This is a genomic window from Brevundimonas terrae, from assembly GCF_011761985.1.
Lineage (GTDB): Bacteria > Pseudomonadota > Alphaproteobacteria > Caulobacterales > Caulobacteraceae > Brevundimonas > Brevundimonas terrae.
This window is the reverse complement of record NZ_JAASQT010000009.1, coordinates 1-19,474: the sequence shown is the minus strand read 5'-3', so window position 1 is coordinate 19,474 and position 19,474 is coordinate 1. Positions and strand designations below refer to the sequence as shown.

Annotated in this window: 17 protein-coding genes and 2 pseudogenes; 5 read left to right on the top strand and 14 right to left on the bottom strand. The window is 59.5% G+C overall.

The genetic code is table 11. The features are described 5' to 3' along the window. Window positions 1-36: 36 nt before the first annotated feature. A complete protein-coding gene (locus FHS64_RS13780; RefSeq protein WP_343794918.1) occupies window positions 37-246 on the bottom strand; it encodes a CsbD family protein in 210 nt (69 codons plus the stop codon). A gap of 283 nt (window positions 247-529) precedes the next feature. Here FHS64_RS13780 and FHS64_RS13775 point away from each other — a divergent pair, with 283 nt between their 5' ends. Next, window positions 530-700 (top strand): hypothetical protein, encoded by a 171-nt coding sequence (locus FHS64_RS13775; protein WP_167179323.1) that lies wholly within the window; start codon window positions 530-532, stop codon window positions 698-700. A 667-nt stretch (window positions 701-1,367) separates the two neighbouring features. Here FHS64_RS13775 and FHS64_RS13770 read toward each other — a convergent pair. Then, entirely contained in the window at window positions 1,368-2,066 is a 699-nt protein-coding gene (locus FHS64_RS13770; protein WP_167179321.1) for an SOS response-associated peptidase family protein, read from the bottom strand. Between the two features lie 61 nt (window positions 2,067-2,127). Then, window positions 2,128-2,429: pseudogene (locus FHS64_RS14415) on the bottom strand (IS6 family transposase); the annotation flags it as partial. A gap of 368 nt (window positions 2,430-2,797) precedes the next feature. Between FHS64_RS14415 and FHS64_RS13765 the strand changes: the two are divergent. The 3 genes from FHS64_RS13765 to FHS64_RS13755 are packed head-to-tail and all read left to right on the top strand — an operon-like array spanning window position 2,798 to window position 7,502. Beyond that, window positions 2,798-4,123, top strand: coding sequence for a TolC family protein (locus FHS64_RS13765; protein WP_481748789.1), 1,326 nt, complete (start codon window positions 2,798-2,800; stop codon window positions 4,121-4,123). Continuing rightward, entirely contained in the window at window positions 4,120-5,175 is a 1,056-nt protein-coding gene (locus tag FHS64_RS13760) for an HlyD family secretion protein (protein ID WP_167179317.1), read from the top strand. Before FHS64_RS13765 ends, FHS64_RS13760 begins: the two co-directional genes overlap by 4 nt. After that, on the top strand, window positions 5,172-7,502 hold the full coding sequence (locus FHS64_RS13755; protein WP_167179314.1) for an ABC transporter permease: 2,331 nt from the start codon (window positions 5,172-5,174) through the stop codon (window positions 7,500-7,502). The genes FHS64_RS13760 and FHS64_RS13755 overlap by 4 nt, the downstream gene beginning before the upstream one ends. Here FHS64_RS13755 and FHS64_RS13750 read toward each other — a convergent pair. The 9 genes and pseudogenes from FHS64_RS13750 to FHS64_RS13710 all read right to left on the bottom strand — a co-directional run bounded on the left by FHS64_RS13750 (window position 7,492) and on the right by FHS64_RS13710 (window position 15,596). After that, window positions 7,492-8,123 (bottom strand): annotated as a pseudogene (locus FHS64_RS13750) (IS6 family transposase). The gene FHS64_RS13755 and the pseudogene FHS64_RS13750 sit on opposite strands and share 11 nt — an antisense overlap. Window positions 8,124-8,239: 116 nt before the next feature. Continuing rightward, window positions 8,240-9,703, bottom strand: a complete 1,464-nt coding sequence (locus tag FHS64_RS13745) for an alginate export family protein (RefSeq protein ID WP_167179312.1) — start codon at window positions 9,701-9,703, stop codon at window positions 8,240-8,242. Between the two features lie 58 nt (window positions 9,704-9,761). After that, window positions 9,762-10,391, bottom strand: coding sequence for a maleylacetoacetate isomerase (gene maiA, locus FHS64_RS13740; RefSeq protein WP_167179310.1), 630 nt, complete (start codon window positions 10,389-10,391; stop codon window positions 9,762-9,764). A 4-nt stretch (window positions 10,392-10,395) separates the two neighbouring features. After that, window positions 10,396-11,730, bottom strand: a complete 1,335-nt coding sequence (locus FHS64_RS13735) for an MFS transporter (protein ID WP_167179308.1) — start codon at window positions 11,728-11,730, stop codon at window positions 10,396-10,398. 64 nt (window positions 11,731-11,794) lie between these two features. Further along, a complete protein-coding gene (locus FHS64_RS13730; protein WP_167179306.1) occupies window positions 11,795-12,493 on the bottom strand; it encodes a fumarylacetoacetate hydrolase family protein in 699 nt (232 codons plus the stop codon). Continuing rightward, the gene (gtdA, locus tag FHS64_RS13725) at window positions 12,490-13,542 is read right to left on the bottom strand and encodes a gentisate 1,2-dioxygenase (RefSeq protein ID WP_167179304.1); all 1,053 of its coding nucleotides are present in this window, start codon (window positions 13,540-13,542) and stop codon (window positions 12,490-12,492) included. Before gtdA ends, FHS64_RS13730 begins: the two co-directional genes overlap by 4 nt. Window positions 13,543-13,546: 4 nt before the next feature. After that, window positions 13,547-13,876, bottom strand: coding sequence for a non-heme iron oxygenase ferredoxin subunit (locus FHS64_RS13720; protein WP_167179302.1), 330 nt, complete (start codon window positions 13,874-13,876; stop codon window positions 13,547-13,549). Continuing rightward, complete coding sequence (locus FHS64_RS13715) at window positions 13,873-14,343, bottom strand: aromatic-ring-hydroxylating dioxygenase subunit beta (protein WP_167179300.1); 471 nt, start codon at window positions 14,341-14,343, stop codon at window positions 13,873-13,875. The genes FHS64_RS13720 and FHS64_RS13715 overlap by 4 nt, the downstream gene beginning before the upstream one ends. Before the next feature lie 2 nt (window positions 14,344-14,345). Continuing rightward, on the bottom strand, window positions 14,346-15,596 hold the full coding sequence (locus FHS64_RS13710; protein ID WP_208381042.1) for an SRPBCC family protein: 1,251 nt from the start codon (window positions 15,594-15,596) through the stop codon (window positions 14,346-14,348). A gap of 126 nt (window positions 15,597-15,722) precedes the next feature. Between FHS64_RS13710 and FHS64_RS13705 the strand changes: the two genes are divergently transcribed. Next, window positions 15,723-16,907, top strand: a complete 1,185-nt coding sequence (locus FHS64_RS13705) for an NAD(P)/FAD-dependent oxidoreductase (RefSeq protein WP_167179298.1) — start codon at window positions 15,723-15,725, stop codon at window positions 16,905-16,907. Between the two features lie 10 nt (window positions 16,908-16,917). Here the strand turns inward: FHS64_RS13705 and FHS64_RS13700 are convergent, their stop codons facing one another. Next, a complete protein-coding gene (locus FHS64_RS13700) occupies window positions 16,918-17,685 on the bottom strand; it encodes an IclR family transcriptional regulator (RefSeq protein WP_243862998.1) in 768 nt (255 codons plus the stop codon). A gap of 429 nt (window positions 17,686-18,114) precedes the next feature. Beyond that, window positions 18,115-18,618, bottom strand: coding sequence for a DUF922 domain-containing protein (locus FHS64_RS13695; RefSeq protein WP_167179294.1), 504 nt, complete (start codon window positions 18,616-18,618; stop codon window positions 18,115-18,117). Between the last annotated feature and the right edge of the window lie 856 nt (window positions 18,619-19,474).

Below are 19,474 nucleotides of genomic sequence, written 5' to 3'. Positions count from 1 at the left end.
AAAGGCCCGCTCATTGGAGCGGGCCTCTTCATGGTGTCAGGACTGGTTTTTGTACCAATCATCCACCTGACGTTTCGCAGTCTCCTGGTCGGTTGCGTACAGTTCCTGAATACGTCCTTCCAGCTGCTGGCGATTGCCCTTGATCTGGGCCAGATCGTCGTCAGTGAGTTTAGCCCACTGCTCTTTCACCTTGCCGGAAAGTTGGTTCCAGTTGCCTTCGACACGGTTTTTCCAGTCGGCCATCATGGTTCTCCCTAGTACCCGCCCAGCCAAATTGTAAACGGCTTGTGCAGGTCTGTGTTCCCGTTTGGAGCGATCACAAAGCCACCCAACCGCTTGACGACAATCTGAAACCGGCTTCAGGTCATGACTCACAACCAAGCTCATGAATTTCTTATCGCGCTCAAAAATGTAGTAAAATATTTCAATAAATAAAATTATTGAGAATTTATATTTTACCAATTATCCAATCACTCCTTGAAATTGTAAAAATCATACCCATTTCAGTTTGATCAAAAGGAGAACGAAAATGACCAACAACCCGCAAAATCAAAACCAAAATCAGAACATCAAGTCGGCCAAGAGCGAAAACGAAGGCAAACAGCCTGACGTCCTCGTAACGCCGAAGTCTGACGACCGTAATGCGACTACGGCGCAAAAGGGCAAGGATCCTCACGAGGATTCCGCTACACGCGCTTAACAGCGTTGGGTGACGAATAGGGAAGGTCCCAGCCCTCCGCAGGACTGACCCTGTAAGTCGCCTTTACCGCGTGTGTGCCGTGCCTTTGATGATCCCTTTCAGGAAAAATCGCTATGTCACGACACACACTTGTAAACGAACCCCGGCACGCAGCGTTGAAAGCAGCCAAAGCAAAAGCCGAGCTGTATGCGCCACGCCCTACCGGGGGCTACTTCATATCGGGGCTGTGCGGCGCAACCGTCGGGCTATTAGTCACCCATATCGCTTCGCTCTTTTACAGCTTGCCCCAGACCGCGGCTTTAGGTGCGGGCGTCGTTTCTACGACCTCAGGCACGCTTGCCGGCCTCTACATCTATCGACGTGCCCGGTATCGCAACCGCAAGGCAATCGCGCGGGAAATGGCCCGAAATCGACACATCTCGGAAAGCAAGTGATATTCACCATGCCCCTTCCAGACACACGTTTCCTAAAGCCCTTCAACAGACAGATCCTGTACAGACCCGCACCGCTGCACGTGATTGTGAATGCCATATCGAAATGGCGTAAAGTCACGCAAACTCGGCTGTTTCTAGATGGCCACACGCCGTGCGGTCACAAAGACACGTCCAAGGATCGCTGGGAGAACGAAGGCGGCAGCTTTCATCAAACCTGAATGTGGCCCGGACGGCTAAACCGGCACGATCATAGAATGCGGCACTGCTCTTTGCAGCATTGCCGCCGCTGGCCATGGTGCGCTCAGCCAAGTCTCATATTCTTGCATCGTCGTCAGAATAGCGGGTATGGCGCTCGGGGCTTCCTGAACGGATTGACTTGGGTCAGTCGTTAGGATCGCAAACAGATTCAGTACCTGCCGTCCGGATTTACGATCACGTACACCTTCCCACCCCTTCATATGAATACCGGCGAAAAACCCGATCTTCTCCTGCCCGTCGCTCGCCAGACGTAGCCAGGCATCGATATATTTCCCGCCCGTCTCTCTCACCGGCTTGCAGAAGGCTGTAAACGGCACCAGGCACCGATGCTCGGGCCCCAGCCATTTTTCCCAATTCTGCGCCATGGTGTTCTGGATAGTCATAACGCCACGATCAGGCTCACACCGCCTGATTTCGGCAAAACTCAATGACCTGTGAGTGACCCGCTGTTTGTCCAGTCGCCGAGACGCGGCATGAAACATCGCGTTGGAAGAGGACGGCATCCCCCACTGTGCAATAGACAGTACGCGTGATCCCGCTTCTGTAAGGACAATCATAGCGGATCCATCCCGCCCGATTTCACCCGTCCCCAGCCTGCCCGCCAGATTGCTCGTGGCGTTGCATAACTTCATGATCGTCTGGGCATCCGATGTCTGGCGATACAGATTGACCATACCCAAAGCATAACACAGATATCTCACTGTGCGATTTCACGTTTCCGGTGTTCGCTTCCGAAACCTCACCTTCGTCTTCAACCACACGCCACAGATACATGCGTCGGCCGCCGATCTTGCAAACCATTTCATCGAGAAGCCCACGGCCTATGGGTGATGATCTTTGCTTTTCAAATGCCTTGCAATCATTGGCCCGAACTTGATCGTCCAGCACCGGATCGTTTCGTAACTGATTTCAATTCCACGTTTCGCCATCAGTTCCTCGACATCGCGGAAACTGAGATTAAAGCGAAAGTACAGCCATACGGCATGACGGATCACTTCGGGTGGAAACCGGTGACGCTTGAACGATAGAGACTTCATAAAATCGCCTTCTATACCAATGGCTTGCAGTTATAAAAGTGGAGCACCTTAAGCGTTAGACTGACAGCACCGTTGCAAGCTATCGAGACTTACAATACACAATTCATCGAACGTAATTACCCTTCAAGCGCGAATTTGAAATGCAATAGCCAAGCTGGAAACAGCGGTTCAACAACGCGGATAGGTAAATGGGCAGAGCTATTCATCATGCAGGATTTCGCTGCGGCCTCAGCCTGCTTGTCGCCACCATAGGCTTTATTGCTTTAGCCCCAACAAGCATTGCTCAGGATGCGACTCCACTCTCCTTTGAAGCCGCCACGGCACGGTTAGACGCGACGTCCAGCATCCGGCGCGCCTCCAGCGCCGATGTGACCGCAGCCGAGGAACAGGCGGCAGCGGCGCGCACGCTGAACCGCCCGACCATCGCCGTCGACGCCCAGATTCTGCATTATCAGAAGACCTTCGACATTTCCCTGTCAGACGCCTTTGGCCAAGCCGAATCCGTCGCCAACCAATTGCTGCCGGGGATCATCGGCGACCTGCCCGGTGTTCCCGGTGACATTCTGCAAGCCATCAATGACCGGCTGGAAACCGCCCTGCCCGAGTTCTTCGCCAGCTTGCCCGGCAGTGTACGGTTAAAGACCGCCGACACCAGTTTTCGTCCCGTCGTAACCGCCGTCATGCCGATCTATACCGGCGGGGCCATCCCTGCCCTGCGCGACGCGGCGGGGGCCAATGTCGACATGGCCCGCGCCCGTCAGGCCGAGGCGGGCAATCTGGAAAGCGTCAATCTGGTGAGAGTCTATTTCGGCCAAATCCTGACGCAAGAGGCCCTGACCATCGCCCGCGATACCCGCGACGGCTTTGACCTGCACCTGCGCAACGCCCAGGCCATGGAGCGCGAGGGCTTCCTCAGCGCCGCCCAGAGGCTACAGGTCCAAGTGGCGCGCGACACCGCCCAGCGCCAACTGGATCGCGCTGAACTGGAACACGACACGGCGGTACAAAGTCTGGCTCGCATGCTGGATATGAACACTAGCGTTGCCCCGATCAGCCCCCTGTTCGTCAACACGTCTCCCCCCGGTCCTGTTGACGCCTTCATCGAGGACGGGTTCGTCAACCACCCCCGCATAGCTCTGGCCGGTGCCGGACGCGATCTGTCCGAGGCGGGCGTTGATCTGGCCCGTTCGCGCCTGCGCCCTTCGGTCTATGCCTTCGGTGCCTATAACCTGAACCGCGAGGACGCTCTGCCAACCGAACCAGACTGGGCCATCGGCATCGGTGCCCGCTATACACTGATGTCATCTCTGGATCGCGGAAGAATGATTAGTGCTGCCCGCGCCCGATCTCAGGTCGCCGAGCAATTACAGCGTCAGGTCCGCGACGAGGTCCGCATCCTGATCATCCGCACCTATAATCTGGTCGAGTTGTCCCGTCGCCAGTTCCTGTCGCTGGACTCCAGCCTTGAGGCCGCCACCGAGAACCTGCGGGTTCAGGACCTGTCCTTCCGCGAGGGCGAGGCCCCCGCCTCCGCCGTCATTGATGCCCGCAATCTGTTGGGCGCGGCCCGGTTACAGCGCGCAGCGGCGGCCTATGAGTATGAACTGACCTTGGCCGCTCTACTGGCCGCCAGTGGCCGCAGCGACGAATTCATCAGCTATATGCAACGCGCCGACCGGGTGATCGCACCATGACACAAACTGCACCCGCCGTTGATCCCGCCACTGATCCGGCCCCGCTGCCCTTGCATCAACGCAAGGGGCCGCCGGTCCGCACGCTGCTGATCGCCGTGGCAGCTTTGGCTGTGCTGGCCTTCGTCATTATCGGCCTATTCCTCGCCGCCCGTCCCGCCCCGCCGCAGGTACAGGGCATGGTAGAGGCCGAGACCTTCACCGTCGCCACCAAGGCCCCCGCCCGCGTCGAGAAGATGCTGGCCTCGGCGGGCGATCGCGTTGTTCTGGGGCAGGTTCTGGCCATCCTTTCCAGCCCCGAAATCATCGCCGGCGACCAACAGGCCGCCGCCGCCCTGCAAGGCGCACAGGCCGTTCAGGAACTCAGCCGCGTCGGTGCACGGCCCGAGGACATCCGCTCGCTGGAATCCATCTGGCGCGGGGCGCAGGCCGCCGCCCAACTGGCCGCCCAGACCGCACGGCGGTCAGAAAACCTCTTCGCCGAGGGCGTCATCTCGGCCCAGCGCCGTGACGAGGCCGTCGCTGCCCGCGCCGCCACCGCCGCCCAGTCCGAGGCCGCCCGCCAGCAGTATCTGAAAGCCGTCGCCGGTCCTCGCAGTGAAGAGAAAACCATCGCCGACGCACAGGTCGCCGCCGCCCGCGCCGGGGTCGGCCAGATGGCGGCACTGCAAGCCGAAACCCGCCTGATCGCACCCGCAGCGGGCGAGATCGCCGAACGCTTCTCCAACCCCGGCGAGTTGGTGCTGATAGGCGTGCCCGTCTTCACCGTGGTCGATATGGATCACGTTTGGGTCGCCTTCAATCTACGCGAGGATCAGTTCAACGGCCTAAAAATCGGCCATACTGTGCGTGGCGACATCCCCGCCCTGAACCGCAAGAGTGTGGCTTTCCGCGTCAGCTTCATCAGCCCCCAGGGCGATTTCGCCACCTGGCGCGCCACGAGGCAATCGCGTGGCTATGACGTGCGCAGTTTCGAGATTCACGCCAAACCCGTCGCTCCTGTCGAGGGCCTGCGTCCCGGTATGAGCGTTCTGTTCGACTGGCCCGCCCGATGACGACAGCAACGGGCAGCGTCTTCGGCCGCGCCCTGCGCGTCGAGATCGCGCATCTGGGCCGTAGCCGCTGGGACCTGATACTGCTGATCGTCATGCCTGTCGTGCTGATGCTCGTCGTCGGGGCCATGCTGTTTCAAGGCGTGGTGCGCGACGTGCCGGTCGCCGTGGTCGATCAGGACCATTCCGCCTTCAGCCGCGCCGCCATCCGCAACATGGAGGCCAGCCCCGGTATACGCATCGTGGCCCAACCGACCGATCTGGAGGCCGCCTGGCCCCTCATGCGATCCGGCAAGATCTACAGCCTCGCCTACATCCCGCAGGGTGCCGGAAAGAACGCCTTTCGTCAGCCGGACGCAGTAATCGTCTATTACAACGGGGCCTTCCAGACCGTCGGCTCGCTGGCCGCCTCGGCCCAGACCACCGCTTTGACCAACGCGGCTGCCCCCCTGATCGTGGACCGCGCTCGCGCCTTGGGTGTCCCTGCCGCCCGCCTGAAAGCGCCCGCCGTGCAGGTAACCATCCTCGGCAACCCCCAACTCAGTTTCGAGCTCTTCCTCGGCGGGCTGATCATGCCCGGCGTCCTGCACCTGCTGATGGCCTGCGCCGCCGTCATGGGCGTGGGCCGCGAGTTACGCGGCGGGTCGTTGCAGCACTGGTCGGCGCGGATGGACGGGCGGCTGGCGGCGGCGTTGGCGGGGAAGCTGACGCCCTATGTCCTCGTCTTCACCCTGTGGGGCGCGGTCTGGATCGCCTGGCTGTGCGGCTGGCGCGGATGGGGCGTGGAAGGCAGTGTGCTGATGCTGATGGCGGGCCTATTCGCCCTGATGGCAGCCACCGCTGGCATCTCGGCCCTACTGGTCACGCTGACCGGCGACATGGACACCAGCTTCTCGGCCACGGCGGTCTATGCCGGATCGGCCATCGCCTTTTCCGACGGTACCCTGCCCCTGCTGCACGGCCCGGCCTTTGCTCAGGTATGGAGCGCCATCCTGCCTTTCACCCACTACCTACGGATGCAGAACGAACAGATGGTTCTGGGCTCGGACGTTTCCACCTCGATGGGACCTCTGCTGATCCTGCTGGCCGTCGCCGCCGGAACTTTCGCCCTATCAATCCCGCTGGCCCACCGTCGCGCAAAGCGCGCGCCCAAGCCCGAAGACCTCAGCCTGTCCTTGCCCACGCGCAGCTTCGCCGGTGCCTTCGTCGGGACCTTTACGGGCATCTTCAAGCACCGCCCCCTCTCCAGCACCATCCTGCTGGCCGTGGTCGCCTACGCCTTCTACTACCCCATGGCCTATGTCGGTCAGACGCCGGTCAAGCTGCCGGTCGCCGTCGTGGATCAGGACCAATCGCCTCTCAGCCGCCGACTGGTGCAGGAAATGAACGCCACCCGCGCTCTGGACGCCTCGGTCATCACCGCCTCGCCTTCCGAGGCCGAACGGATGCTACGCAACGGCGAGGTCGACGCCGTCATGCACATCCCCGAACGGTTCCAGTCCTCGCTGATCCACGGCGACGCCAAGGGGGTCGGTCTCTATCTGAACGGGGCCTATCTGGTCCGCGCCACCGCCATGGGCAAGGCGCTGGGCGGGGCTGCAGCGGCCGCCGCAGAACAGGTCCTGACGCCCGTGGTCGAGGCCACCCGTCTGCTGGAGCGCGCCCCAAGCGTGGTGCAGCGCCCGCTCTACAACACCACCGACGGCTACGGCAGCTATGCCGTCCCCGCGGTCAGCGCCATCATCTTGCAACAGACCCTGCTACTGGGCGCTGCCCTGTTCGCCGGTCTGCGCCGAGAGACGGGTGCACAGCCACTTTCGACCCGCAGTTTCCTCGGCCTGTGGGCCGCACTGACCCTGATCGGCAGCGTCTCCAGCCTCTTCTATTTCGGCTTCGTCTTCTGGTTTCAGGACTATCCGCGCATGGGCGATCTGTTGGGCGTCATCATCGCCGTTCCCGTCTTCGCCGCCAGCGTCTCGGCCCTCGGCCTGGCTATCGGCAGTCTGTTCGACCGGCACGAACGCGCCATGCAGATCCTAGTCGGAACCTCGGTGCCGCTGTTCTTCCTTGGCGGCGCGGCCTGGCCTCTGTTCCTGATGCCCGAGCCTCTGGCATGGATCGCCCGCCTGTCGCCCTCAACCTCTGCCATCCAGGCCTTCGTCAAGCTAAACGCCGCGGGCGCAACGGTGGGCGAAGTAGCACCGGAACTACTAACCCTAACTGTCCTGGCGCTCCTGTTTGGCTCAACCGCTTGGTACAGGTTAAAAGGTGCTTTCAGGATTACTGAGCACAGCCAAAAGCTCCCTACCCCGCTGACTTTCAGACAGTAGCCGCGGCCCAAGCAGCATCCGCATCGCCACGAAAGCGACGAAGTGTGGGTCTGCTGATCAGAAGACGTTGGGTATTGAAGGTGTTGTAGATCGTTGCGTGTGTGCTGAGGCTTGGGATTTGAACCTCTGCTGCTGCCGTTCACGTCGTAGAATTGGCAGATGAGAATTCTCAACGCGGTTATTGTCTCGCAGCCGACCGGCACGACGAAGATGCCTCAGTTCCAACTGATCAAACGCCGCTCCGTAGGACGCCAACCCATCTGTTGTGATGCTTTCGACCTCGACAGGTTGATTGCGCAAAAGACGTCTGAGCAACTTCAAAGCCGCCCCTGTATCCCGCCGACGCTGGACAACGACGTCTAAAACCTCGCCTATGTCATCGACCGCGCGCCATAGATACATGCGCCGACCGCCGATTTTGCAGACCATTTCATCGAGATGTCAACGGCCTGTCGGCGGCACTCTTATCTTCTTCAAACGTCTGGCAATCAGAGGCCAAAATTTGATCGTCCAGCACCGTATGGTTTCGTAACTAACCTCGATTCCGCGTTGCGCCATCAGCTCTTCGACACGGATCTCCGCTACGGGAAAGAGATGACGTTTAAACGATAGCGGCTTCATAAAACGCCTACTCCACCAATGGCTTGAAGCCATCAAAGTGGAGCGCCTTTAGCGTTAAACTGACAGCATCCTCGGCGGGCATAGCAGCACCGCCGAGTTCTAAACCAATACCTTTATCAGAAACGGAAAGTCAGGAACGTGCCCAGATAAGACTGGTTTTCTGCCGTGCCTGTTTCCTGCAGGAAGTCGCCAGCCTTGGTATAGTTGGCCACACCCATCACCGACACATAGGGATTGATCGCATAACGCGCGAACAGACCCGTGCGCCAGCCGACATAGGACGACTGTCCTTCATCGGCACCGCGCAGAACCATGCCCGACAGGGCATAGACCCCGTCATCCTTGCTGGTGCGCCACAGGCCTGCGGTATTGGCCCCCAGCGTCAGCTTCGGCGTCGGGCGAATGGTCACTTCCGGCTGGAACAGCACCATGTTGGTAAAGCCCAGATCGGTACGCAGCGCCGCCGGTTGCGGGAACAGCGGGTTGAAGCTGTTCAGCTTACCATCGTTCGGATCCTTATCACCCGAGGCAACATCCAGACGAACCGCCACACGGGGCGACCATTTCACATCCGCGAACGAACGCCCTACGACGCCCGAGAAGAACCAGGCATCGATATCCAGATCATTGAACGAGCCGAACTGTTTAACCGCTTCGACGTCATAATCCCACGGAGCCACCTTGCCCGACAGGCGCACCGAAACCGTATCGCGATCATCACGACCCGCAACCTGACCGTAGAAAGGCGTGTTCAGGCGGTCGGTGTTGACATACATCAGTTCCAGACGCGGCGCGGTTGCACCCTGCCCCAGCGTCTTGGCTGCCGTGGCACCGAACAGACGGTGGTCGAAATTGGTGGCATCATCGAACGAGGCCTTGCCCTCACGCAGGGCATAGCCACCGAACACGCCGCCGCTCCAGCCCGTCGGGCTGTCATACATGACGCGAACCATATCCAGCGCGACGCGGGCATTGGCCCCTTCGCGCATGTCAAACAGACGGAAAGCCCCCTGACCGAACTCCTGACGACCGGCACGAACGCGCAGCGTGCCATCTGCCAGACCGGTCTTGGCCTCAATGAAGGCTTGGTGCAGGTCGGTGCGGTTCTCTTCGATCACCGGCTCGCCGCTATCGAGACCCGAAGTACGGGCGTCCTGAATATCGACGAAAGCGCGCACCGAAGTGCCGAGGTTCAGTTCACCCCACAGGCGGGCGCGGGTCTGGAAATTGCCACCGTGGTCCTGTGCACCGCGACCAAAACGCTCATTGTCACGATGTTCGGCGCGGAAGCGCAGTTCACCGCCAAAGCTGGCCCAGACAGGGCTGCCCTCGCCGCCCAGCGGCACATATTTGAACTGCGACCAGGTCGAGGTGCGCTTGGCCGGATCCGCCAGATACGCATAGTTTTCGTCGTGGTTGATCAGTTTGAACGGCGGCGGTGCAACCGGAGCGGCAGCAGGCGCAGCGACAACTGCAGCGACAGAGGCCGGTGTAGTTTGGATCGGCGCATCAGCTTCAGCGACGGCTTCTACAGGGGCGTGCGAAAGCACAGCGGCAACAGCCGCCAAAGCGAAACTCATAGGAGATCCTCCCGAAAAGGTGCGGGTTGGGGCCCGCACTCTGTATTCTGTGGGTTGGTTATTCGGCGTCTGGTTGAGCCGACGGCACAGCTCTCTTGAACGCGTTCAGTTCGAGGCAAGCCGCCTCGATGGCCTGAATGCGCGGCCAGCGCAGCTCAACACCGAAACGACGGGCATTGCCCAGTTGCGGAACGATGCAAATGTCGGCCAGCGTCGGCGTGTCGCCAAAGGCAAACCGGCCGGATTGGTCGGCAATCAGTTGTTCGACAGCGTCCAGACCTTCTTCGATGGTCTTGGCCACCCATTCCTGAACCTGATCCTCGCTGTGACCCAGATCACGCAGACGCTGCAACACCTTCAGGTTCTGGACCGGATGGATGTCGCAGGCCACGATCTGGGCCACAGCGCGGACCTTAGCCTTCTGGACCGGATCGGTCGGCAGAAGAGCCGGCTCGGGGAAGAGTTCGTCGAGATATTCGATGATGGCCAGAGACTGGGTCAGCACCTGACCGTCATCGACTTCCAGCGCCGGAAGAAGCCCTTGCGGGTTCAGCGCCAGGAAGGCGGGCGAGCGATGCTCGCCCTTGCGCAGGTGGTGGGAGACCTGCACGGCCTCCTGTCCCTTGAGGCCCAAGGCAATACGAACGCGCCAGGAGGCTGTAGAGCGGAAATAACCGTGCAGGATCATAAGATTAAACTCCGGCGCGACGGCGCACGCCACCAAGAACAAAGACAGCCAGCGAAGCGACTACAGCCGGGATGACGGCCAGCAGGATCAGGCTTTGCGGGGTCCAGCCAGCGGCCAGCAGCACACCACCGACCAGCGGGCCAACGATGGCACCGATACGACCAACACCCAGTGCCCAACCCACACCCGTCGCGCGGATTGCGGTCGGATAGACCGCTGCGGTCAGGGCATTACAGCCGATCTGTGCGCCGACGACACCGAAGCCAGACAGGGCCGCGCCAATCAGCAACACGGTCAGGTTGGTGCCGCCAAAGGCCAGCAACGCAATAAAGGCTGCCGAAGCGGCATAGGCGGTGCCCAGCACCAGATAGGGGCTGATCTTGTCAATCATCCGGCCCAGTACAATCGCGCCAACAACGCCACCCAGATTCAGGATCGAGGTCGACAGAATGGCCATCGACAGCGGCAGACCCGCCCCCTTCAGCAGGGTCGGCAGCCAGTTGACGAGGAAGTACATGACCAGCAGGTTCATGAAGAAGGCGACCCACAGAAGCAGGGTCACCGGCGTGCGGCCTTCACGGAACAGCTGGAAGACCGAGAAGCCCTTGGTCGCCAAAGACTGTTCGTCCTTCAGACCGCTGATGAACTCGGACACCGAAGCATTGGCGTCGATCTTTTTGACGATCGGCGCGATCTTCGCTTCCGGCGCGCCCTTGGCGACAAGGAAGCGCACGGATTCCGGCAGCATGAAATACAGCACCGGCAGCAGCAAAAGCGGCAGAACGCCACCGACCACAAACACCGAATGCCAATCCCACGTGGCAATCAGCCATGTCGAAACCAGACCACCAATAGTCGAGCCCAGTGGGAAGCCACAGAACATTACGGTCACCAGCGTGGCACGCAGACGCGCCGGACCATATTCACTGGTCAGGGCGATGATGTTGGGCATGGCGGCACCAAGGCCGATACCGGTGATGAAACGGTAGATCAGCAGTTCGTTCATCGAACCGGCAAACGCCGTCAAAAGCGCGAACAGACCAAAGATAAAGGTCGAGATCAGAATGATGGTCTTGCGACCGAACTTGTCGGCAGCGGGGCTGAGGGTAAAGGCACCGACAGTCAGGCCCAGCAGGCCAACCGCAAAGATCGGACCGAACGACGACGGGGCCAGACCCCAGTCCTCGGCGATCTTGGGTGCAACAAAGGCAATCGACTGGGTGTCGAAACCGTCGAGCATAGCGATAATAAAGCACAGCGCCGTAACGCCGAACTGCAGTGGACCGAATTTGGCCCGGTCGATGACGGCATTACCGCCGCCCTCCCCCATAGCTGCCATTTTTAACTCCTCCTCGGAGGGCGCATCTTATGTGCGCCTCTCCGGCTTGCTGATGATGTTGTTATCAGACGGCTTTGGGGCCGACCTTGATGTTGAGCGATGACAGGCCATCGATGGTCACAACCATCTCGTCACCTACGACGACGGCTCCGACACCAGCGGGGGTGCCGGTATAGATCAGGTCGCCCGGATGGATTTCCCAAAGGGTCGACAGGTAGGCGATGATGTCGTCCACCGGCCAGATCAGTTCGGCCAGATCGGCGTCCTGCTTTACCTCGCCATTTACGGTCAGCTTGATCGCACCATTGTTCGGATCGAAATCGCCTTCGTCTACTTTGTGGATCAGGCCCAGCGGCGAGGACTGCTCGACATTCTTGCCAGTATCCCACGGGCGGCCCTGCGCGCGGGCTTCCAGTTGCAGATCGCGACGCGTCATATCCAGACCTGTGGCATAACCCCACACATGGTCCTTGGCGTTTTCGACGGCGATGTTGCGGCCGCCCTTGCCAATAGCGATGACTAGCTCGGCTTCGTAATGGAAGTTTTCCGTCATCGTCGGATAGGCGATGGTTGTGCCATCCGGCACCACCGTCTCGGCCCATGCGGTGAAGAAGAACGGAGGCTCGCGGTCGGGATCACGACCCATTTCACGAGCATGGGCGGCATAGTTGCGGCCGACACAGAAGATGCGACGGACCGGAAACTCATCGCCAGTCGAGGTTTTGGCCAGAACCGGCGCTTGCGGTTGGAACAGCAGGCTCACGCGTTTTCTTCCTTGTAGAGATTCAGTTTTTCCTGACAGGCCTTGTCCGAGTAACCGAACAAAACCAGTTGGCTTTCGGACTTGAAGACGGCCTGTTTCCATGACGGGACGACAACGATGTCGCGCGGGTTGAGAGCGATGGTTTCACCTTCGATCACGGCCTCGCCGGTACCTTCAACCACGACAAAAATCGTACCGTCGGTCGATCGACGCGGCAGGGTTTCGAAACCGGCCGGCATCAGGCGCACATGGGCCGAGATAGTTGCCATGATCGAACCACCATTAACGGGGTTCAGGAACTCCAGCGCATGACCCAGATGCGGATCTATCTGAGCCCCAGATGAAGCCATGGCATCCAGCGTCGGGCGCCATTCCGCATAGGGATAGTGGAACAGAGGCTGATGTGACGGACGTCGATCTGCCGTGTGCCCCTTCAGCGGACGCATATTGCGACCATAGCGGGTCAGACTGTCACCGGCGGGGGCCTGTTCGGGGAACTGGTCCTCGGGATAGTGCTCGGCAAAGCTGGCGTCGAAGTGGCGCACGGTCGGGATATCCAGACCATCCAGCCAGATCATCGGCTTGTCGGTCGGGTTACAGTGATCGTGCCACTGGCCGCCCGGTGTCAGCACCAGATCGAACGGACGCATGATCGCCTTTTCGCCGTCCACGGCGGTGTAGGCGTCCTCGCCTTCCATAACGAAACGCAAAGCGCACTGGCTGTGGCGGTGGGCGGGTGCCACCTCGTTCGGCAGGATCAGTTGCAGACCGGCATACAGGCTGGGCGTGATGCTGGAACTACCACCGAGGCCCGGATTTTCAAGGATCAGCACGCGGCGCTCGGCCTGTTTAGCGCTGATCAGATCGCCTGCCCGCATCAGGTATTCGCGGGCATTGTCATAGGACCATTTGTGGACCTTGGCTGGCGATTGCGGTTGAGGCAGTACCAGAGCGGCCAGCTTTTCCCACAGCGGATAAAGGCCTTCCGGCTCCATCTGCTCGTACAGGTTTTCAAGCTGGGCCTGATTATCGTTGGTCAGTTGTGTCATGCGATCAGCCCTCCCAACCCACATGCAGCACGCCGTCTTGCAACTTCACCGGGAAGGTACGCACAGCCACCGAACAGGGAGCGTCAACCGCCTCGCCTGTCTTTACGTTGAACGTGCCCTGATGTAGCGGGCACTCGATCAGGTCACCATCCAGATAACCGTCGGCAAGGCTGGCCTTACCGTGGGTGCACAGATCGGCGGTGGCGAAATACTCGCCATCGACCGCATACAGGGCGACGCTGATGCCATTGACGCTGGCCTTAGCCACGCCGTGTTCTTCAAGTGCCGAGGGCGGCAGAGTGGCCACCCACGACAGAGCTAATGTGTCGGTCATGCCGGGTACACCAGAGAGTTCGGGATCATTTCGGAATCGAACACGACCACGCGTTCAACAAAGCGGAGGGTGTCGCCATCGCGCACGATCTTGTCGTGGCAGACAGCCGACAGGACGATGTCCGAGTGTTTGTCGATCAGGGTCTGCACCACCAGAAGGTTGTGGCGCACCGAGATCACGCCATTCTCCTCGCCCAGAAAACGCGGAGCTGTGGGGAAACGGCGGTAATAACGCGGGGCATACATCTGGGTACGGGTTAGGCCCGTCACGCGATCTTTCAACATGCCGCGGCTTTCGGCCTGCATGGTGCAGAGCGTGTAGCCAGCCTCGAAATTCTCGCGAGGGATCACGCGATACACGCATTCCTCGGTAAAGAACTCCGGCCACGCATGCAGGTCCACATCGTCCAGCGCACCGTAATAGGCATCATAAAGGTCGCGGACCTCGTCTCGGGTGATGTTCGTCATGTTCAAAGCCCCATCACCTTGCGCCAGTAGCGCCACATGCCGCGCACGGCTGTTTCGGTGACCTGATGCTCGGTCGGCTCGATCTCGCGGCCGCCCATGAGCAGGATCATGTTCTTGTCCGGCGAACCGGCGGCACCCTGCTGGGTCATTTCCAGCACTTCGCCATCATCAGCCGATACAAATCCGGCCGGACCGAACAGGTTGGCCTGACGGGTACGACGCAGCTTCATTTCAGCGGTGTCGTCGGCATAGCACCAGTGGGTCCAGTGGAAATCGAACCCGTTCGGCCCCTTGGGCACGATCTGGCGCGTCGTCAGGCTGTTGACCTGCTGTTGCAGGATGACACTGGGGAAGATGGTGATCATGCCGACCGTTTCTTCGCCCGGGAATTCCTGCACCACGTCCATGACGCGCGGATCTTCCAGAACCAGATCGCCCTGGAAGTTGCGCACGTCGGCCAGGTCTTCCGAGGCCTTTTGTTCGCCCTTGCGCGAGATCAGGATGCCGTGGCGGCCATGGTCGTCGATATCGACCGCAGACTTCTGGTCGGCACGGAACAGGCCGAAGGTGGCGAAGAACACATGCAGCAGGCCCGCATGATACGGGTCCTTGATGTTCTCCTGCATCTGTTTCCAGTTGGACGGGATATGCTGGCGGTTATAGCCCAGCACCTCAAGCTTACGACCGTCATAGACACGGGTGTAATGCTTCCAGAACTTCTCGCCGAGATATTCGCGGAAGGTCGGCGTCTCGTCAGAGAAAGTCGCCCAGACCACACCGTTTACAACCTCGACATGCAGCTTGTTCAGCCCGTTATCTTTCAGGTCGAAATCGGCTGGCATACCGCCCTGACGCTTGACGCCGCGACGGAAAGGCACGCCCTGCAAGTCGCCGTTCAGCGCATAGGACCATTGGTGGTACGGGCAGATCAGCTCTTTGGAATGACCAAAGCGCGACTGGCAGAATTTCACGCCCTTGTGGGCACAGCGGTTCTCGACCACCGAGATTTCATCTTCGCCCGAACGCACCATGACGCACGGCTTTTCACCCAGCGTCGTGGTCTTCCAGTCCCCGACCTCGGGGATTTCGCATTCCAGACCGGCATACAGCCAGTGCGGGCCGTACCAGATCTTGTGCAGTTCCTCTGCATAGACCTGCGGGTCCGTATAGACCCAGTACGGCACGGCAGCGTCGACATCAGCCGGCCAGACGCGCGCAGATTTTCCCTCGGGTAGGGGCATAGCGGTGGTCACAGAAAAAGCTCCCGAACTAAAAATTCGAAGCGGCGATCTCATGTCGCCGTTGACCGCATTCGTGTCGTGGTTTTTGATCTATGTCAAACGCATTGCATTTGATGCAAAGAAATAGAGAGATCACAAATGCCTGAACGGATCGTCGTCATCGGGGCCGGCCACGCTGGTGGATTGGCCGCCATCACATTGAGAGAGCTAGGCTTTTCCGGGTCATTGATGCTCATAGGAGAGGAAGAACACGCCCCCTACGAACGTCCAAACCTGTCAAAAGGATTTCTTTGCGGTGAAGAGGCCGAACCGGTCTGGCTGACCTCTAAAGAGCGCTGGAAAGCGTTGGAAATCGTCTTCCAAACTGCAAACCCAGCCGTCGCCATCGACCGTGCAAAAGGCGAAGTGCAACTTTCTGATGGCTCGGTCGCGCCTTTTGACGCCCTGATTCTGGCCACAGGCGGACGGGTGCGGCCGCTCCCCCTGCCCCACCATCCTGCCGTACATTATCTTCGCACCACCGATGACGCCCGCGCCATTGCGGCCAAGGCCAAGACCGGTGCACGCGCATTGGTTGTCGGTGGTGGGGTGATCGGTCTGGAAGCGGCTTCGACCCTCAAGGGCATGGGTCTGTCTGCGGTCGTGATCGAAACCAATGACCGCCTTCTGGGCCGCAACATTCCCGCCGAAGCCGCGCAATGGCTGGCCGATGCCCATGCCCGTATCGGCGTCGAGGTTCGCCTTGGCCGTGCACTGGTCGGCCTGAGCGATGCCAATGACGGCGCAGTAACGGCCAGCTTCGACGACGGAATCACTCAGGAGTTCGATCTGGTGATCGCCGGCATCGGTATCATCCCCAACACCGGTCTCGCCGAGGGCGCGGGGCTGTCGGTCGATGGCGGGATTGTTGTCTCTGACGATTACCGGTCACCTGACGATGCACGTATTTTCGCGATCGGAGACGTCGCCGCCCGCCTAACTGAGGGCAGTGCGCGGCGCATGGAAACCTGGGCTCATGCCCAGTCGTCGGCCCGCAAAGCGGCGCTGGCCATCCTCGAACAGCCCGCCGAGGTCGAACCTACGCCATGGTTCTGGACTGACCAGTGCGGCCACAGTCTGCAAATCCTCGGTGACCCTGCCAGCGCCGACAGCGTCATCGCCCGCGGCGACGGCGTCCGCCTATATGTACGCGAAGGCGCTCTGGTCGGCGCTGTCTGCCTGGACATGCCACGCGACTTTGCCGCGGCGCGTCGTCTGGTCGGCAAGGTTCTGAACCCCGAACTGGCTGCTGACCCGGCAATAGATCTGCGCAAATCAGCCTGATACCAACGGCTCAGACGGTCGGGCGAACCCCGCCCGTCTGGGCCGTGATCTGGTCGCAGACCTCGATCAACCGCAGGCGCGCCGCCTCGTCGTGTTCCGATTTAAAGACATCGGTTGCCAGCACCGTTGCCGAAAACACCACCTCGCCCTGAAGATCGAAGATCGGCACAGCCGTCGCACGAAGACCGGGGATCAAATCGCCCTGAACCGCCGAATAGCCCAGCTTGCGAACACGCTGGCGCATCCCTTCGACATCAATCGACTGGAACTGCGGCGTTGTCTCCCGTGTCACCATCTCGACAGTATGGCTGGGGGGACGGAAGGCAAGAAACACATGGCCCGTCGCCGAACTTAGCAACGGGAGGCGCGCACCAACCGTCAGAGATGTCGAGATCGGCGGCGTTCCCATAATCCAGCGCACAACGATGGGACCATCAGGACCTAGCGCCGCCATCTGGATGGTTCGACCTGTCTCGCGCACATAATCGGTCAGAGCGACAGCAGCTTCGCGGAAGGAATCCATCCGCCCCAAGGCCGCAAGACCCAGTCTCAGCGCCCCTGCACCCAGTTCATAACGTCCCGTTATCGAGTCCTGCCGTGCCATGCCCGCTGCAATCAAGCTGACAAGATAACGGTGAGCCTGCGAGGCCGACAGATCGGATGCCTGCGCAATAACGCCCAGAGCCGCCGCCCCGTCAAGGGACGCAAGCACATCCAATACCCGCAGTCCGATCCCAACCGATTGGATACCTTGGCGACGATCACTGCTGTCAGTCATAAGGATTGGATCCAGTTAAAAAATTACATTAGCATAATCGCAATTCAAGCATTCACTTCTAGCCCAAGTTTGACTGAAGCATCGCTAAATAACTCGGCACCGGCAGGTTAACTGAGCACCGTTAAAAAAGCCCCCTCCGCGCTCGCAATCTGACGGTAGCAGCCGCCCACGCGGTATCTGCTGCGACACGAAAGCGACGAAGTATAGGTCTGCTGATCAGAAGGCGCTGGATGTTAAAGGTATAGTAGATCGCTGCGTGGCTTGTAAAAAATCTTTGGGCTGAAGCTTGGGATCGAACAAATGCCCGAAGTGCTCGGCCCATTATCATGACCATCCGTGGAAGCTCCCCGAGGAGCTTCAGCCGTCCCCAAAAATAGACTCCTGATCCACCCATTCCCCTAGCATCAGGCATAGTTCAGGTGTTGTGGGCTAGAAGGTTATACCTTCTGAAGCTCCGTGGCGTGTCAGACGGTCGTAGTGGGCAGATGCAGCAGTGACTTCATCCATACCGGCTTGGGCGGTCGCTTGCCTGTCTTCACAGGTGCTGGTGGCGCGCATCGCTGTTTTGATGCGCTTAGCCCCCTCCTCAACTATCAGTGCGTGGTTGACCTCGTAGCTTAACAAAGCAGCGAAATATCGATCCCAGTCCGCTCTATCTCTTCGACTGAGTTGATCTCGGGTTTCCAAGTCCGGCAGCGTTATCGTGATGCTGTAAAGAATGTCAGCGCTCTCGGGGATAAACTCTCCGTTTTGTCGCATGAATGTCGGCTGGAAGTTCCAAGCGGTGTAGGCATCGTGTCGAGTGCCTGAACGAGAAGTCGGACGGGCAGCGTTCATCGCGGCTCGCACAGCTCTGCGATTTCGCGCCGTCACCGAGTATCCAATCAGTTTCGTGTTCGGCAAGCTGGCAGCCGCAGGGGTGGCTTCGGCCAAACGGGCACTATGGAGTAGCACTCTCGTCTGCCACCAAGACAAACCAGATGGCGGAAAGCAACAACCCTTTGATCATGAAACGTCCCCTTGAAGACGCCAAGAGCTTAACAGGATTCATGGAAGAGGGAAGTCGAACTAACCATGAGCCGCAGCTCAGAACGTGATCAGGGAAAAGAAAAAGGCCCGCCGTTTCAGGTGGGCCTCAGCATTACCTGGGCTTTTTCGAGCCATTGGCAGGGACCTTGTCGATCAAATTTTTCACGCTCGGGTTAGATGCATTCATCTTCGGTTGGACCTTTTTGGCCTTACCCTTAGATTCTTTCATGGCTTGGTGCCTTTCATGTGTCCTGTCAGGATAACAGCCTGAGGCTCGGCAAATGAGGCCGAACTGTCCCTATTCGGAATAAGTCCTGAAAAGGCCATCCAAAATGCCCGCCCGAGTGCGACGAACCTTGGCTGGTTGACTGCCAAACGCCACTCTGAAACGCTTTCTACCTCACCGTCACTAGGGGGGAGTAATTTCATGTTGAAGAAACTGTTTGCACTGGCTTCTTTGATGGGAGCAGCTCTCTTGCCAACGGCAAATGCTACCCCACAATTCGATCCAAACTACCCGCCCCAGGAACCTTCGGTGTCTACAGTTGGTATACAAGATTCGACCACATGGAAGAGGTCGGCACCCGCATCGTTCTATGCGATGACACCATCCAAGGCCCCTATGGAACGAAGACGCTCCATCAGACCTTCCAGCCCTTCACCTGCTAGGCTCAGGACCCATTGATTTGGTGCATGCGATCTGATTCAGGCTCCTAAGGAGTCTGGATCATGAGTGACCTGTATTGGCTGACGGACGAGC